The 15,860-nt window shown below is 71.8% G+C and carries 13 protein-coding genes and 1 pseudogene; 6 read left to right on the forward strand and 8 right to left on the reverse strand.

The window, feature by feature from the left end; genetic code table 11:
• Window positions 1-17 precede the first annotated feature (17 nt).
• Entirely contained in the window at window positions 18-2,153 is a 2,136-nt protein-coding gene (locus AB0J86_RS32955; RefSeq protein ID WP_363861586.1) for a hypothetical protein, read from the reverse strand.
• Window positions 2,154-2,371: 218 nt separating this feature from the next.
• Between AB0J86_RS32955 and AB0J86_RS32960 the strand changes: the two genes are divergently transcribed.
• From AB0J86_RS32960 to AB0J86_RS32970, 3 genes are all read left to right on the forward strand, one after another.
• Window positions 2,372-2,935 (forward strand): DUF4352 domain-containing protein, encoded by a 564-nt coding sequence (locus AB0J86_RS32960; RefSeq protein ID WP_363861587.1) that lies wholly within the window; start codon window positions 2,372-2,374, stop codon window positions 2,933-2,935.
• Window positions 2,936-3,085: 150 nt separating this feature from the next.
• A complete protein-coding gene (locus tag AB0J86_RS32965; protein ID WP_363861588.1) occupies window positions 3,086-4,867 on the forward strand; it encodes a DUF6119 family protein in 1,782 nt (593 codons plus the stop codon).
• 379 nt (window positions 4,868-5,246) lie between these two features.
• Entirely contained in the window at window positions 5,247-7,643 is a 2,397-nt protein-coding gene (locus AB0J86_RS32970; protein WP_363861589.1) for a serine/threonine-protein kinase, read from the forward strand.
• A gap of 95 nt (window positions 7,644-7,738) precedes the next feature.
• Here AB0J86_RS32970 and hisG read toward each other — a convergent pair whose 3' ends face one another.
• Window positions 7,739-8,584, reverse strand: coding sequence for an ATP phosphoribosyltransferase (gene hisG, locus AB0J86_RS32975; RefSeq protein WP_363861590.1), 846 nt, complete (start codon window positions 8,582-8,584; stop codon window positions 7,739-7,741).
• Window positions 8,585-8,673: 89 nt separating this feature from the next.
• Window positions 8,674-8,937: a phosphoribosyl-ATP diphosphatase gene (locus AB0J86_RS32980; RefSeq protein WP_101366712.1), complete on the reverse strand. Its 264-nt coding sequence runs from the start codon at window positions 8,935-8,937 to the stop codon at window positions 8,674-8,676.
• Window positions 8,938-9,105: 168 nt separating this feature from the next.
• Between AB0J86_RS32980 and AB0J86_RS32985 the strand changes: the two genes are divergently transcribed.
• From AB0J86_RS32985 to AB0J86_RS32995, 3 genes are all read left to right on the forward strand, one after another.
• Entirely contained in the window at window positions 9,106-9,963 is an 858-nt protein-coding gene (locus tag AB0J86_RS32985) for an ABC transporter substrate-binding protein (RefSeq protein ID WP_363861591.1), read from the forward strand.
• A 71-nt stretch (window positions 9,964-10,034) separates the two neighbouring features.
• On the forward strand, window positions 10,035-10,874 hold the full coding sequence (locus AB0J86_RS32990) for an amino acid ABC transporter permease (RefSeq protein ID WP_363861607.1): 840 nt from the start codon (window positions 10,035-10,037) through the stop codon (window positions 10,872-10,874).
• Between the two features lie 2 nt (window positions 10,875-10,876).
• The gene (locus AB0J86_RS32995; protein WP_363861608.1) at window positions 10,877-11,632 is read left to right on the forward strand and encodes an amino acid ABC transporter ATP-binding protein; all 756 of its coding nucleotides are present in this window, start codon (window positions 10,877-10,879) and stop codon (window positions 11,630-11,632) included.
• A gap of 55 nt (window positions 11,633-11,687) precedes the next feature.
• Here the strand turns inward: AB0J86_RS32995 and AB0J86_RS33000 are convergent, their stop codons facing one another.
• The 5 genes and pseudogenes from AB0J86_RS33000 to AB0J86_RS33020 all read right to left on the reverse strand — a co-directional run bounded on the left by AB0J86_RS33000 (window position 11,688) and on the right by AB0J86_RS33020 (window position 15,859).
• On the reverse strand, window positions 11,688-12,359 hold the full coding sequence (locus AB0J86_RS33000) for an alpha/beta hydrolase (RefSeq protein ID WP_363861592.1): 672 nt from the start codon (window positions 12,357-12,359) through the stop codon (window positions 11,688-11,690).
• Window positions 12,360-12,641: 282 nt separating this feature from the next.
• Window positions 12,642-13,112: a 6,7-dimethyl-8-ribityllumazine synthase gene (gene ribH, locus AB0J86_RS33005; RefSeq protein WP_363861593.1), complete on the reverse strand. Its 471-nt coding sequence runs from the start codon at window positions 13,110-13,112 to the stop codon at window positions 12,642-12,644.
• Window positions 13,113-13,251: 139 nt separating this feature from the next.
• Window positions 13,252-14,487: pseudogene (locus tag AB0J86_RS33010) on the reverse strand (bifunctional 3,4-dihydroxy-2-butanone-4-phosphate synthase/GTP cyclohydrolase II); the annotation flags it as partial.
• A complete protein-coding gene (pnuC, locus tag AB0J86_RS33015; protein WP_363861594.1) occupies window positions 14,484-15,185 on the reverse strand; it encodes a nicotinamide riboside transporter PnuC in 702 nt (233 codons plus the stop codon). The pseudogene AB0J86_RS33010 and the gene pnuC, both read right to left, overlap by 4 nt.
• Entirely contained in the window at window positions 15,185-15,859 is a 675-nt protein-coding gene (locus tag AB0J86_RS33020; protein ID WP_363861595.1) for a riboflavin synthase, read from the reverse strand. The genes pnuC and AB0J86_RS33020 overlap by 1 nt, the downstream gene beginning before the upstream one ends.
• Between the last annotated feature and the right edge of the window lies 1 nt (window position 15,860).

Here is a 15,860-nt window from a genome sequence, read left to right on the forward strand (position 1 = left end):
TTGCGGATCAGTCAGTGTTACGAGTTCGCTCGGGGGGAGCCATCCGCCGGATGGCTACCGGTCATCGTCAGCTTGCCGTCGGTGACGCCCGACACGGCGAGCCGGCAGAGTTCATCGAGCAGTTCCACTTCGCGCCGGGCCAGGTCGCGGCGCGCGTCCGCCGCCGCGAGCAGCGCGTCGAGCCGGGCCACCTCGGCCGGCGGCAGGATGGGAACCTGCAGATCAGTCAGGCGGGCGGCGGCCCGTACGGCCCCGGGTGCCCGTTCACCCGGCGTGGCGTCCAGCAGCGCCGCCAGTACCCGTGGGGTGAACCGCTCGCGCTCGGTGGTCGGGACGCGCAGCACCCGAGCCGGAAACTCGACAACCGAAAAACCCTGCTCGTCCCGATACACCGCGAGGTGCGGCGTCATGGTGACCACGAGGTCTTCCGGCTCGGTGAGCCGTACCCGGGGGTAGCGCTCGGCGAGCACACCTCGGTCAATGCGGCGCGCACCGATCCGCGCCTGCCCGGTCACCTCCGTCGGCCCGAGCACCGGATGGTGCCCGTCGGCGGTGACGTCCGCCGCCGCAATCCGGGCGCCCTTGAGCAGCACGAATTGGCCGGTCCGGATCAGGACGCCGATCGGTTGCGTCGCAGCCGGCGACCCGTCGTCCCGGGCCCCCAGATCGGCGCGCAGTTGTGGGCGGGGCTCGGCGAGCTTGTTGAGCGCCACCTCCAACTCGGTGGCCTCGGCCACCACGGCCCGACCGTCGCGCAGCCGGTCACGGATACTGGCGGGAGGCCGTGCGGTCAGTGGCCGCCGGGGCACCACCAGGTCGGCGATTTTGACCTGGCTCGCGTACGCACGCAGGTGCTCGTCCGGCCGGTGACCGTTGCGCCGCCAGGTGGTGATGTCCCAGACCAGGGTCTCGACGACCTCGTCGCTCAGCAGCCGGTCCGACACGTCGGCGAGCAGCACCCGCCCCTGCCAGGGCGACGGGTCCTCCCGGCGTAGGACCCAGAGCGCGGTCTGGTAGCCGGGCCGGTACGGCACCACTCCGCCGGGCAGTTTCACCACCGCCTCCACCCGGCCACTACGCAGCAGGTGGTCGCGGGTGCGGGCCGCCTTCCGGTACGGGGCCAGCCCGTCGATCAGCAGTTCCGCCGGCCCGAGCACCACCGCGGTCTGCCCGGGCGTGAGCGAGTCCGTCGCCTCGGCCACCGCCGCCAGCGGATCGCTGTCGCCACGTTCCTCGGCCGGCTGGTAGGGCAGCCGGACGACCAGCACGTCGGGCGGGTCGGCGTCCGTCGGCAGGTGGGCCCCGATCTCGACCCGGCGCTCGCCCGACGGCACTCCGTGCACGGCGAGCCGACGTCGGGTGATCCGGGCCAGGAAGGGGTCCGGCTCGGCGGCGACCACGGTCGACGAGACCTCCTCGCCCAACTCGGCCCGTACCGCCATCAGCAGGTCGCCGGCGCCGGCCGCCGCGTCCGCGAGGTGCAGATGTCCGTGGCGGTCGCCGCGCTCCCGAGCATCGGACAGGCCGGCGATGAGCCGGGCGAGCGGTGGGATAACCGCGTCCGCGTAGAGCGCCGGGACGTTGAACCTGCGCCGCGCGGCCAGCACCCGCTCGTACGCCCTCGGGCAGTCCCACGCCGCCTCGACCAGCTCGTCGACCACGCCCGGCAGCCACGCGGCGTCGCCGGGCAGGGCGTCGATCTCCGTACGCAGCAGTTCGTCCTCCCAGTCGACCTGGGCCGCCCGCTCGCGGAGAGCGGGGATGACGTGGCGTGCGGACTGGCCCGACGGATGCAACGGCTCGTCGTCGAGGTGACGCAGGCAGATCAGCGCGGTGATCGCCGCGATCAGCTCGGTCGGGGTCAACGCGCGGCGTCTGGCCCCGACAGCGGCCGAGGGCGCGGCGAGCGCGAGGCAGGAGAGTAGGTACAGCCGCAGGTCCGGCTCGATCTGCGCGCGCTCGACCCGACCGCTGGCGACCAGCCAGTCCACCACCTGCCCGGCGTCGAAGAGCGGCCGGCCGCGGTTGGTGTCGACCGGGGCGGGAAAGTCGGCGTGGCGGCGGCGCCAGGTGGTCACGACGGGTCGCCGTACGCCGGAGAGTTCGGCTATCTCCGGCAGGGAGATGAGCGTAACGTCGCTCGCGCCGCTCATGGTCCACCTCCCCGTACCGTGCGTTGATTTGCGGTCCCATGAGACTAGGTGACCCCTCTGCGCCGAAGCTACTCGGCACGCTGATAACCGGGGTTATCAGCGCCTGGAGACTCAAGAGCTCGCTTTAACCCGGGTTGATTGCTGTCATCAATCGGCATCGACCGCCGATCCCTCATCGAGCCGGTGCGCGCTTCCCCAACTCCGGAGGACCTACTGACATGCGCAAGATGACGATCCCCGCCCTGATCCTCGCCGCCACCGTCGTGCTCGGCTGCGGCGCCGGAACCACCGGGACCAGCGGCTCCGACGACACGACCAAGGGACAGAGCCAGGGACAGGACGACAAGGTCGGCAAGAACGACGACAAGCAGAAGCCGGCCGAGACCGCGAAGGTCGGCGACAAGGCCCGGGACGGCAAGTTCGAGTTCGTCGTCAGGTCCAGCAAGTGCGGCGTCGCCAAACTCGGCACCGACCTGCTCGGCGAGCGGGCCCAGGGCCAGTTCTGCCTGGTCACCGTCACGGTGAAGAACATCGGCAAGGAGTCACAGCTGTTCAGCGACAGCAGCCAGAAGGCGTACGACGCCAAGGGCACCGAGTTCTCCACCGACACCGCCGCCGCGATCTACGCCAACAAGAACGCCGACACGTTCCTCAACGACATCAATCCCGGCAACCAGGTGACCGGCGTCCTCGTCTTCGACATCCCGAAGGACGTCAAGCTCAGCAAGCTGGAGCTGCACGACTCGCCGTTCTCCGGCGGCGTCACCGTCACGCTCAGCTGATCCGCAGCCGGCACTCCCCTGCCCGCTGCCGCGTGGACCGGGGACGGGCCCGCGACACCCGTCCCCGGTCCATCGTCCGGTTCGGAACTCCCACTCGGAGCCTCCGCTTCCCCGTAACGCCGCATGACTCTCGCCGCGAAGGAGAACACCATGCCGAAAGCGACCCAACGCGCCCGAACCAGACCACCGAGCAGACCGGCCGCCCGCCGGGACAACCGGCGGCCATCGAACGAGCAGGGCGCGCTCTTCGACCTGGACCCGCCGGTCGACCTGGACCTGCCGAAACCACCCGTCGAGACGTACCTGACCTCGGTCTACCAGCTCGACGGCGTACCGGCGACGGCCGACAGCCTGCACGACGCGCTGAACCATCGCTACCTGCGGGAAAACGATCTCTCGATCGAACCTCGGCTGGTGGCCGACGCGCCGGCCCTGCTGGTTCATGGCACCGTGCCGCGGGAGCGGGCCGAGTGGTGCGACGTGCTCGCCCGGTTGACCGGCGAGCCGGTCGCACTCGGCTACAGCAACGCCGGGGCCGCCCTGCTCGTCGCGGTCGGCGACCGGGTGTACGCGCTGACCTACGGCGTCCTCGGCCGGCACCTGATCGACCTGGCTCGGATCAACACGGGGTTCGGCATCGGCTTCGCGGTCCGCTCGCTCGCGCCCAAGACGATCAAGCGGGTACGTCGCCGCGTGCTCGGCACCTCCGGCCGCGTCGACCGGAACCTGGTACCGGCCGGCGCCCACATCCGGACCTACGGGATCGACAAGTGGGGCGAAATCGTCGGCCAGCTCTGCGGACCGACCGACAACCCTCGGCTCGCCGTCTGCCGGTCCACCGGACGCCCGACCCTCGTCGAGGGCAGCGACGCCCTGCGCCTGCACCTGGCGGTCGAGCCGGAACACCTGATCAGCGACCTGCGGGAAATCGACCGGGTATGCCGGCAGGAGCCGCCCTACGCCGACCTGGAGTTCATCACCCAGATCCGGCCGGTCTCGCCCCGCGATCCGCGTCTGCCGGACCTGGAGAAGCAGCTCGACGAACTGCTCGGACTGCCGGATCCGCCGGAGATCGGCCTGGCCGTGCCGGACCAGGTCGTCGAGTCCTACCACGGGGTGCGGTCGTACCGGCTGCGCGTGCCGAAGTCGGGGTCGCGGAAGACCCACCACCTCGGCGAGGTCAGTCTCGACACGGTGCTCGCCCGGACCCAGAGGGTGCCGGTCGGTGACCGGTGGAACGCGCTGCGGACCGCCCCGCTCACCGTCTACGCCGATCAGGCGGGCGAGGAGCTGATCACGGAAACGCCGGCGTCCCGGTGGATCACCGCACAGCTCGCGTCCGGGTCGAGCCAACTGCTGCTGCAGGACGGCCACTGGTTCGAGATCGGCGACAAGCACCGCGAGTTCCTGCGGAAGGAGATCGACGAGATCCTGACCCGGCCGAGTGGCATCGTGCTGCCGCCCTGGCGGCGCGGGGACAACGAACACGCCTACAACGAGTCGGCCGAGCGGGCCGGAACCGGCCTGGTGATGCTGGACTGGACGCTGCTCAGAACGGCACAGCACGGCCGGGGCTTCGAGGCGTGCGACCTGCTCGGTCCGGACAACGAGTTGATCCACGTCAAGCGGGCCGACCGCAGCGCCCCGCTGAGTCACCTCTTCGCGCAGGGCATGGTGTCGGTCGACGCGCTCACCCACGAGGCGGACGCCCGCGAGGCCCTGGTCTGGACGGTCCGGCAGCGGCGTCCCGGGCACCCCATCGACCTGAATTTCCGGCCGCGAAAGGTCGTCTACGCGATCATGCTCGATCCGGGCCGGCCGTTCACCGCCGGTTCGTTGTTCACGTTCGCCCAGGTCGCGCTCTACCGCGCCGTGAAGTCGCTGCGAGCCGATGGCCTCGACGTAGAGGTGGTCGGCATCCCGTCTTGCTAGGGCGCTCGGGTCGCGGAGGCGTCGGATCCCGCAGGGTCGTCTCGGCGGGAAAGCACGGGCTGGGACCGAGGTACGTCGGCCCCGGCCCGTGGCTTAGCAGGCCGAACCGCCGAGCAGCGAGCGGTCAGCGCCGGAAGGCGTCGATGGCGGTCATCAGAATCGGCCGGGCGCAGAGGTCGTACAGCTCGCCCATGATTCGGTGTGCGTCCACCCGGACGACCACAATCTGCGCGACCGCGCTGTGGTGGCGATGGCGTGGCCGGTCTTCGTTCGAGACACCCGCGGCTGGCCTCCAACGACGCACTGCGGGGCTCTGCCGGGTCGAATCGTGCGTTACGGTCGGGGCGCCCGCACGAGCGGTTCCCCGACGGGAGGGTCTGTGGCGCTGGAACAGGGGGCGGTCTTCGCCGGGTACGTCATCGAGCGGCTGATCGGGTCCGGTGACACCGGCGAGGTCTACGCCGCGCGGCACCCGCGGCTGCCGCGCAGCGACGCGCTCAAGGTGCTGGGCGCGGCCGGTGATGGTGGGTCGGGTTACCGGCAGCGGTTCGAGCAGGCGGTGGACGCGGTCACTCAGCTGCGGCATCCGCACATCGCGGCGATTCACGATCGCGGCGAGTTCGACGGGCGGCTGTGGGTTGCGACAGATCTCGTCGACGGCCCGTCGCTGGCGGAGCTGATCCGCAGCTCGCCCGCCGGACTCCCCCCGGCGCAGGTCGGCCACATCGCCGTGGCGGTGGCCGGCGCGCTCGACTACGCCCACAGCCGCGGCGTGCTGCACCGCGACGTCAAACCCGCCAACATTCGGGTCGGTCCGCAGGGGCAGGTCGCGCTGACCGACTTCGGCCTCGCCCGGTTGTCGCCCGACGGCGCGACCCCGGCGAACGCCGGGGTGATGCTGGAGACGGTGCGCTACTCCTCGCCGGAGCAGCTTCAGGGTGGCCACCTCGACGGACGGTCCGACCAGTACTCCCTGGCGTGCACGATGTTTCACCTGCTCACCGGCCACGCTCCGTACGAGAACGTCAATCCCGTCGCCGTCATCGCCGCGCATCTGGGCCAGCCGGTGCCGTCCCTGCGGCGGTTCCATCCGTACCTGGCTCCGGCGGTCGATGCTGTCATCGGGCGCGCCATGGCAAAGGACCCGGGGTACCGCTACGGCTCCTGCGTCGAGTTCGCCAACGCCCTCTCGGCGAGCCTCGCCGCGAGCATGCCCGCCCCCGCCACCAGCATGCCCGGCCCTGACGCGGCCATGCCAGCACAACCGGCCGGGCCAGCACAACCGGACGGGCCAGCACAACCGGTCGCGCCGGCGCCGGTCGCGCCGCAACCCGTGCCCGCCCACCAACCGGGTCAGCCGGGTCAGCCGGGCCCGCCGGGCATCTCGCGGCGGCTCAAGTGGGTGATAGCCGGCGCGGCGCTGGCGGCCTGCGTCGTCCTCGTCGCGGCGGCGGTCGTCGTCGTCACCCTGACCCGTCCGAAGGAGATCTCGGCGTGGGACGACCGGCTCTACCCACAGGAGATTCCGTCGATCTTCCGCGCGCCGGCGCGTGACGAACTCCTCCAGGCGCTCTCCGGTCCGCCGAGCCCGATCTGGACGACCCCGATCAGGGGAGGTCGAGCCGAGGTCGTCGGCGGCGGCTCCCGCATCGTCCTGCTCCAGCTCGGGACGTACCTGGTGGGCCTCGACATGAACACGGGCGCGCCACGCTGGCCCAACGTCGATCTGCACGACACCGCCACGTCGTGTGCCGTCCGGGAAAACCGGATCGGGTGCGTGTCACCCGCCGGGAACGGCTCGGACTCCACGGTCTTCATCCTGGACACCGGTAGCGGCCAGATCGTGAAGACGCTGAAGGTGCCCAATCGGGAGCTGCGCTCGATGCTGGTCTCCGGCGATCGCTTCATCGCCATGGCGGAGGACCTGGACAAGGACAAGGGTTTCGCCGTCGGGTACACCACCGAGGGCGAGCAGGTGTGGACGCGCGAGGGGCACGACGGCATGTACGTGTCGGCCAGTCAGCAGATACTGGTCGACGGCGCGTACGACGCCGACGAGGTCGTGTTCCTCAGCACGGCGGACGGCCGCGAGGTGCTCCGGTCCAAGCGGGCCACCAAGAAACGCGACATGACCTGGAACGTCTTCCGTGGCGGCATCGCGATCCAGAACCAGGACTGGACCGGTACCGACATCTACGACCTGGACGGGAAGAAGACGTCGTCGGTGGCGGGCTGGGAGCCGGCGGGCTACCAGAACCGCTACGCGCCAATCTCTCCACTGCCGCTGCTCACCCGGCTCGGCGCCCGGGCCCCCCACTACCCGGACCGGCACACGGTCGCCGCCGCGAATCCGAAGACCGGACACCTGCTGTGGCGGATATCCGGGACGGATCTGTCGACCAACATGGCGACGGTGGACGACAAGCTGGTCATGAAGGTCGCCGAGCCGGGCACATCCGGCGACCCAGCGGGCGAGCCGGAGCCGACCAACCGGGACTTCGTTCGCGTGTACGACTGCTTCACCGGCGAACTCCTGTCGCCGACGATCGACATGACGAGGAAGTCCTCGGTGGAGCCGTACTGGATCGAGTCGGATGGCATCAAGCTCGTCTACACCTACGCCGAGGACGGTAAGGAATCACCGTACGTCACGGTCGGATACGACCTGCGGTCCGGGGAGAAGAGCTGGGAGCTGCCGCTGCGAAGTCGGACGGTATATCCCGGGGGCGGCATCGTCGCCGCCACCGGCCCGGAGGCCGTCAGTCTCTTCCGGTGAGATGCCGCGCGGCGGCTCGACGGCCACGGGCCGGGACCAGGGGTACCCGGCCACGACCCGTGGCTCGGCCGGTCACACCGCCGGGCGGTGAGCGGTCAGAGCCGGCAGGCGTCGATGGCGGTGACCAGGATGGCCCGCGCGCCGAGGTCGTACAGCTCGTCCATGATCCGGTGTACGTCGGCGCGTACCACCATCGCCTGCACGGCGACCCAGCCCTCCCGGTGCAGCGGCGAGATGGTCGGCGACTCGATCCCGGGGGTCAGCGCGGTGGCCTGGTCCAGCAGGTCGGCGCGGACGTCGTAGGCGAGCATCACGTACCGCCGGGCCACCAGCACCCCCTGGAGCCGGCGGACGAGCTGGTTCTCCCGGGCGCCCGTGGGCGCGCCGACCCGGCGGATCAGTACCGCCGAGGAGCGCAGGATCGGCTCGCCGAGCACCATCAGCCCGGCCTGGCGCAGGGTGGCCCCGGTCTCGACCACGTCGGCGACCACGTCGGCCACGCCGAGGCGTACCGCGTTCTCGACCGCCCCGTCGAGGCGGATCACGTCGGCCTTGAGGCCGTGCTCGTTCAGGTACCGCTCGACCACGCCCGGGTACGCGGTCGCGACCCGGCGCCCGGCGATCTCCTCGACCGACGCGATGGTCTCGGGCGGGGCGGCGAAGCGGAAGGTGGCGCCGCCGAAGTTCAGGTCGAGGGCCTCCTCGGCCGGGCTGCCCGCGTCGAGCAGCAGGTCCCGGCCGGTGATGCCGAGGTCCAGGTCACCGGAGCCGACGTAGGTGGCGATGTCCCGGGGCCGCAGGTAGAAGAACTCGACGTCGTTGGGCTCGTCCCGGCAGACCAGGTCCTTCGGGTCGGTGCGCTGCTGGTAGCCGGCCTCGCGCAGCATCTGGCTGGCCGGGGCGGAGAGGGTGCCCTTGTTGGGAACGGCGATACGCAACATCTCTGGTGTGCTCCTCTGATCGGGGGAAGCGGATCAACGGGCGGCCCCGGCCGGACCGTGGCGGACCGGCCGGTGCCCGGTCGGGGCGATCAGAGATGTCGGTACACGTCCTTTAGCTCCAGGCCGGTGGCGAGCATCAGCACCTGCGCCTGGTAGAGCAGCTGGGAGATCTCCTCGGCGGCCCGTTCGGGCCCCTCGTGCTCGGCGGCCATCCACGCCTCGGCCGCCTCCTCGACGACCTTCTTGCCGATCGCGTGCACGCCGCGCTCCAGCGCGGCCACGGTCGCCGAGCCCGGGGTGCCGGCCGCGGCCTTGGCCTGCAGCTCGGCGAACAGCTCCTCGAACGTCTTCACGGGCGCCCATTCTCCCAGCCGTCCCGGCCCACCCCCACCACCGGGTCACCGCCACCCACCAGGTGGACTCCCGGGTACGCCCCGTCGGCCCGCCTGGACGTGGCGAAGATCCCTACTGACCCGCTGGGGTATTCATCCGGCGGCCCCGGCACGCCTATGCTGTGCGTCATGTCCCGCCCATCCCTGCCGTTCGCGCTCGCGACCGCGACCGTCCTGCTCGCCGCCGTCGCCGGCTGCGCGCCGCAGGAGGCCGCCCCGACCCCCTCGGCCGGGGCCGGCTGCACCAAGGAGAGCCTGCCCACCAAGACGGCCGGCAAGCTGACCGTCGGTACCGACGACCCGGCGTACGCGCCGTGGTTCCAGGACAACAAGCCAGAGAACGGCCAGGGCTTCGAGTCGGCCGTGGCGTACGCGGTCGCGGAGCGGCTGGGGTACGCCCGGGACGACGTGACCTGGGCCCGGGTGCGGTTCGACAACGCCGTCGCCCCCGGGCCGAAGGCGTTCGACTTCGACATCAACCAGTTCTCCATCACCGAGGAGCGCAAGCAGGCGGTCGACTTCTCGGCCCCGTACTACCTGGTACGGCAGACCGTGATCGCGCTGAAGTCCTCGAAGATCGCCGGCAAGTCCTCGCTGGCCGACCTGCGTGACGCGAAGCTCGGCGCGCAGGTCGGCACCACCAGCTACCAGGCGATCACCGACGTGATCAAGCCTGCCGGCAAGCCGCAGGTCTACAACAGCAACGACGACGCCAAGAAGGCCCTGCAGAACGGCCAGATCGACGGGCTCGTGGTCGACCTGCCCACCGCCTTCTACATCACCGGCGCCGAGATCCCCGAGGCCACCATCGTCGGGCAGGTGCCGCAGGTCGGCGTGCCGGAGGCGTTCGGCCTGCTGCTCGACAAGGACTCGGGGCTGACCCGCTGCGTCAGCCAGGCCGTCACCGCCCTGCGGGACGCCGGCACGCTGACGGAGCTGGAGCGCAAGTGGCTCGCCCAGTCGGCCGGCGCCACCGAGTTGACGTGACCCGAACCCCGACGTGAACCGAACTTTCTACGCGACCCGACCTTCGACGTGACCGCGACGCTGACGTGACCCTGCTCGACCACCACCCCTCACCGGTCGCCCGGGAACGCGCCCGGCACCGCCGACGACAGACGGTACGGTCGGTGCTGCTCGCCGCCGCCTCCACCGGCGTGGTCGGCGTGCTGCTGGTCGTCGCGGTCACCGGCGCCCCCGGCTGGGACCGGGTCCGGCAGTCGTTCCTCGATCCGCGGATCGCCCGGGCGGCCCTGCCCGACGTGCTCGCCGGTCTCTGGCTCAACGTCCAGCTGCTGGTCTACTGCGCGCTCGGGGCGCTCGTGCTGGGGCTGGTGGTGGCGCTGCTGCGTACCCTGCGCGGGCCGATCTTCTTTCCGGTCCGGGCGCTGGCCACCGGGTACACGTACACGTTCCGCGGGCTGCCGCTGATCATCATGATCTACCTGCTCACGCTCGGCGTGCCGGGGCTGCGGTTGCAGGGGACGCCGTCGGTGCTCGTGCTCGGCGCGCTGGCGCTGGTGATCACGTACAGCGGGTACCTGGCCGAGGTGTTCCGCGCCGGCATCGAGTCGGTGCACCCGAGCCAGCTCGCCGCCGCCCGGTCGCTCGGGCTGACGTACCGGCAGACCATGCGCCACGTGGTGCTGCCGCAGGCGGTCCGCCGGGTCGCGCCGCCCCTGCTCAACGACATCGTGGCGCTGCAGAAGGACGTCGGCCTGGTCTCGCTCGCCGGACCGATCGACGCGGTACGGGCCGCGCAGATCTCCACCGCCGAGACCTTCAACTACACGCCGTACCTGGTCGCCGGCGTGTTGTTCGTGCTGCTCGCCATCCCGCTGATCGCGGTGACGGACTGGGTCACGCTGCGCGCCGCGCGCCGGCAGACGGGACGATGACTATGCCGCTGCTGTCCTGCCGTGGGCTGCGCAAGGTCTTCGCCGGGAGCGTGGTGCTCGACGGGCTGGACCTGGACGTCGCCGAGCACGAGGTGGTCGCGCTGATCGGCGCCTCCGGCTCCGGCAAGTCGACGCTGCTGCGCTGCGTCAACCTGCTGGAGGAGATCGACGACGGCACCATCCACCTCGACGGCGAGCACATCACCGACCCACGGACCAACCCCGACCTGGTACGCCGCCGCATCGGCATCGTGTTCCAGTCGTACAACCTCTTCCCGCACCTGCGGGTGCTGGACAACATCACCCTGGCCCCGCGCCGGGTGCACCGCCGCGACCGCGCGCAGGCCGAGGCGCAGGCCCGCGAGCTGCTCGACCGGGTCGGGCTGGCCGACAAGGCGGACGCCTTCCCCGACCAGCTCTCCGGCGGGCAGCAGCAGCGGGTGGCGATCGTCCGGGCGCTGGTCAACTCGCCCCGCCTGCTCCTGCTCGACGAGGTCACCTCGGCGCTCGACCCCGAGCTGGTCGGCGAGGTGCTGTCGATGATCCGCGACCTCAAGGCGGACGGGATGACCATGGTGCTCGCCACCCACGAGATGGGCTTCGCCCGCGAGGTGGCCGATCGGGTCTGCTTCCTCGACGGCGGGCGGGTGCTGGAGGAGGGCCCGCCCGAGCAGGTGCTGGGCGAGCCGACGCAGCCGCGTACCCGGCAGTTCCTGCGCCGCATCATCGAGGCCGGCCGCCTCCACACGTCGATCTAGGGCAAATCCTCGTGAATAGAGGTCAACTCAAGGGGATTTGCCCTAGATCGACGGGTCAGTCGGCGAGGAAGGTGCGCAGGGCGGCGGCCAAGTCGGCCGGCGCCTCGGTCGGCACCCGGTGCCCCGCCGGGATGGTGACAAGCCGGGCATCCGGCAGCCGCTCGGCCATCCACGCGATCTTCTCCTGCGGCAGCTGGCTGCTCGGCCCGCCGGCCACCACCAGCGTCGGTACGGTCACCTCGGGCAGCCGCGTCGACCAGGCCGGGTCGGGGGCGTTCAGCTGGGCCACGATGGCGGGCACCACCGCCCAGTCGTACGGGGTGGGCTCGTCGGGGCGTACCGGCTCGGGACGGCCGCGCGGGACCGGTGGTGGCGTCTCCACGAGCACCAGCCGCTCGACCCGCTCCGGGTGGTCCTGGGCGAGCAGGTACGCGGCCACGCCGCCCATCGAGTGGCCGACCAGCGCCGCCCGTGCCAGGCCCAGCGCGTCCAGCAGCCCGAGCAGGTCGTCGCGGAGCAGTTCGAAGGAGTACTCCCCGGGCCGGTCACTGCGGCCGTGGCCGCGCTGGTCCGGCACGTACACCCGCCAGCGGTCGGCGAGCGCGGCGGCCACCGCGTGCCAGCTCGACCCGTCCGAGCCGAGCCCGTGCAGCAGCACCACCGGCGGGGCGACCGGATCGCCGGTGACCTCGCAGCTCAGCCGCACCCCGCCCGCGTCGACCAGCATCGGTCGCGCCCCCCACCCCTCGACGGCTCCGCTCTTCGACGGACCCGCTCTTCGACGACCCCGCCGGAGAAGACGGCTCACCGGGCCCGGGTCACCAGGATCGCCAGGTAGCGCGGCGCCGGTCCGCGCTGCGCGGGGTCAAGCAGCGCCCGGGCTGGATCTTCTCCAGGCCCGGTGCGCCGTTGCGCGTCCCCAGCCCCTGCGGTACTCGCTCTAGGCGGGATTTCCGCGACCTTCGTCCAGATCGGGACCGAGATGGTCCTTGGTACAGATGGAACGGGATCAGGCGAGGTGCCGGATCGCCAGGGCGGCGTCCAGCGCGGCCACGGTGGCCGCCCAGCCCTTGTCCTCGGCCGAGCCGGGCAGACCGGCCCGGTCCCGGGCCTGGTCGAGGTTGTCCACTGTGAGCACCCCGTGCGCCACCGGCTTGCCGGCGTCGAGCGCCACCCGGGTCAGCCCCTCCGTGACCGACTTGCAGACGTAGTCGAAGTGCGCGGTCGCGCCTCGGATCACCACCCCGAGCGCCACCACCACGTCGCAGCGGCGGGCCAGCGCCTGCGCCACCACCGGCAGCTCCACCGAGCCGGCCACCCGCGCGGTGACCACCTCGTTCACCCCGCACGCCTTCGCCGCCGCCACGGCCCGGTCGAGCATGTGGTCGGTCAGCTCGGCGTGCCAACGGGCGGCGACCACGCCGACCGTCAGCCCCGCCGCGTCCACGGTGGAAAGTTCCGGTTCTCCGAAGCCCGCCATCTCACACTCCGCTTTCGTCGTCACCCGCCCGGCGCGCGGTGGTGCCCCGCACGCCGACGGTCGTTCCGTTGTCACCCGCGCCGATCTCCGGCTCGTCCAGTCCGGCCGCCACCAACCCGTCGGGCAGCTCCTCCAGCTCGTCCAGCAGGTGGCCCATCCGGTCGCGCTTGGTCCGCAGGTACCGGACGTTCTCCGGGTGCGGCCGGATCGGCAGGCTCTCCCGGCCGAGCACGGTCAGCCCGTACCCCTCCAGACCGGCACGCTTGGCCGGGTTGTTGGTCAACAGCCGCATCGAGCGGATCCCGAGGTCGTAGAGGACCTGGGCGCCGGTGCCGTAGTCGCGGGCGTCGGCGGGGAGGCCCAGCTCCAGGTTCGCGTCGACGGTGTCCCGACCCAGGTCCTGGAGCTGGTACGCCTGCAGCTTGTGCAGCAGGCCGATGCCGCGCCCCTCGTGACCGCGCACGTAGAGCACCACCCCGCGCCCCTCGGCGGCCACCCGGGCCAGGGCCACGTTGAGCTGCGGCCCGCAGTCGCAGCGCAGCGAACCGAAGACGTCCCCGGTCAGGCACTCCGAGTGCACCCGCACCAGCACGTCGCGCCCGTCGCCGAGCTCGCCGTAGACCAGCGCGACGAGTTCCGTCTGGTCCTGGCTGGCCCGGTAGCCGACCGCCTGGAACAGGCCGTGCGGCGTGGGCAGCCGCGCCTCGGCCACCCGCTCCACCTGCTTCTCGGTACGCCGCCGGTAGGCGATCAGGTCGGCGATGGTGATCAACGCCAACCCGTGCTCGGTGGCGAAGCGCCGCAGCTGCGGCAGGCGCATCATGGTGCCGTCGTCGTTGACCAGCTCGCAGAGGACGCCGGCCGGCCGGAGCCCGGCCAGCCGGGTCAGGTCGATCGCGGCCTCGGTGTGGCCGGGCCGGCGGAGCACGCCACCGGCCTTGGCGCGCAGCGGCACCACGTGCCCGGGACGCGCCAGGTCGGCCGGACCGGTCGCCGGGTCCGCGAGCAGCCGTACCGTGTGCGTCCGGTCCGCCGCCGAGATGCCGGTGCTGACCCCCTCGCGGGCGTCGACCGTGACCGCGTACGCCGTGCCGCGCCGGTCCTGGTTCGTGTGGTACATCGGCGGCAGGTCGAGCCGGTCGGCGTCCTGCTCCGTGATCGGCGCGCAGATGTAGCCCGAGGTGTGGCGCACCGTGAAGGCCATCAGCTCCGGGGTGGCCAGCTCGGCCGCGAAGATCAGGTCGCCCTCGTTCTCGCGGTCGGCGTCGTCGACCACCACCACCGGCCGCCCCTTGGCGATCTCCGCCAGCGCCAGCTCGATGCTGTCCGTGCGCTCCTCGCCGGTCGCGTCGGCCGGCGCCTGCTCCGCGCTCATGCGACCGCCTCCGCGTACCCGGCGACCAGCGGGCCGCGGGCGGCCCGGCGCAGCGTGCGCGAGGTGCGCAGCCAGCTCACGAAGCCCCAGACGCAGAAGAGCCCGTACAGCGCGTACATGCTCGCCGAGGGGTAGAAGCCGCCGTCGAGCAGCAGCGGTACGCCCACCGCGTCGACCGCGATCCAGATCAGCCAGAACTCCACCCAGCCGCGCGCCATGCCGTACGTGGCGAGCAGGCTGCCGACCAGGATCCAGGCGTCCGGCAGCGGGCCCCACGAGCCGAGCGCGGCGAGCAGCGGGTACGCCAGCGCCGTCCCGACCGCCGCGGCCAGCAGCAGCCAGAGCCGCTCCCGCCAGCTCGCCCAGCGCGGCACCACCGCGCCGTGGTCGGGCGACTGGCCGACCCGCCGGTTGCGGGACCAGCGCCACCAGCCGTACACGCTGACGGAGAAGAAGAAGACCTGCCGGCCGGCCTGCCCGTACAGGTCGACGGCCTGCGGGGTGGTGAAGGCGCCGCCGAGGAAGACGGTGAAGAGCAGCACGTTGCCGACCATGCCGACCGGCCAGGTCCAGACCGCCCGGCGCAGCCCGAGCAGGACCGAGGCGAGCCCGAAGGCGTTACCGACGATCTCGCGCCAGAGCACGGTGGAACCGCCGACGTGCAGCTCGGCGTCGAGCAGCCAGTGCAGGAACCCCATCAGAGCTCACCACCCGTCCGGGCCGCGCCCGTACCGGTCGGGTCGGCGGTACCGGCCGCGGTGGCGCCGGCGACCGCGCCGGTACCGGCCGCGAGCAGCCGCTCGACGTACTTCGCCAACACGTCGACCTCCAGGTTGACCGGGTCGCCGACGCCCTTGTGCCCCAGCGTCGTGAGCTTGAGGGTGGTCGGGATCAACCCGACCGAGAGCGAGGTCCCGGTCGCCTCGACGACGGTCAGCGACACCCCGTCGACGGTGATCGAGCCCTTCTCCACCACGTACCGGGCGAGGGCCGGCGGGAGCGAGAACCGGACGGTCTCCCACAGCTCGGCCGGCTCCCGGCCGAGGATCTCGCCGACGCCGTCGACGTGCCCCTGCACCAGGTGGCCGCCGAGCCGGCTGCCCAGCGTGGCGGCCCGTTCGAGGTTGACCGGGTCGCCGGGGCGCAGTACCCCGAGCGAGGAGCGCCGCAGCGTCTCCCCCATCACGTCCGCCGTGAAGACGTCGCCGTCGACGTCGACCACGGTCAGGCAGACGCCGTTGACCGCGATCGAATCGCCGTGCCGGGCGTCCGAGGTCACCACCGGGCCGCGCACGGCGACCAGGGCGGAATCACCGCTCGTCCCGGTCAGCCGGACGACCTCGCCTAACTCTTCCACGATCCCGGTGAACATG

The organism is Micromonospora sp. NPDC049559 (genome assembly GCF_040676675.1).
GTDB lineage: Bacteria > Actinomycetota > Actinomycetes > Mycobacteriales > Micromonosporaceae > JBFAPK01.

Coding starts and splice junctions, on each gene's coding strand:
- AB0J86_RS33000 (WP_363861592.1), bottom strand. CDS start 12,359: ATGCTGGTCGACGCGGGCGGGGTGCGGCTGAGCTGCGAGGTCACCGGC.
- AB0J86_RS32965 (WP_363861588.1), top strand. CDS start 3,086: ATGCCGAAAGCGACCCAACGCGCCCGAACCAGACCACCGAGCAGACCG.
- AB0J86_RS32960 (WP_363861587.1), top strand. CDS start 2,372: ATGCGCAAGATGACGATCCCCGCCCTGATCCTCGCCGCCACCGTCGTG.
- AB0J86_RS32985 (WP_363861591.1), top strand. CDS start 9,106: ATGTCCCGCCCATCCCTGCCGTTCGCGCTCGCGACCGCGACCGTCCTG.
- hisG (WP_363861590.1), bottom strand. CDS start 8,584: ATGTTGCGTATCGCCGTTCCCAACAAGGGCACCCTCTCCGCCCCGGCC.
- ribH (WP_363861593.1), bottom strand. CDS start 13,112: ATGGCGGGCTTCGGAGAACCGGAACTTTCCACCGTGGACGCGGCGGGG.
- AB0J86_RS32995 (WP_363861608.1), top strand. CDS start 10,877: ATGCCGCTGCTGTCCTGCCGTGGGCTGCGCAAGGTCTTCGCCGGGAGC.
- pnuC (WP_363861594.1), bottom strand. CDS start 15,185: ATGGGGTTCCTGCACTGGCTGCTCGACGCCGAGCTGCACGTCGGCGGT.
- AB0J86_RS33020 (WP_363861595.1), bottom strand. CDS start 15,859: ATGTTCACCGGGATCGTGGAAGAGTTAGGCGAGGTCGTCCGGCTGACC.
- AB0J86_RS32955 (WP_363861586.1), bottom strand. CDS start 2,153: ATGAGCGGCGCGAGCGACGTTACGCTCATCTCCCTGCCGGAGATAGCC.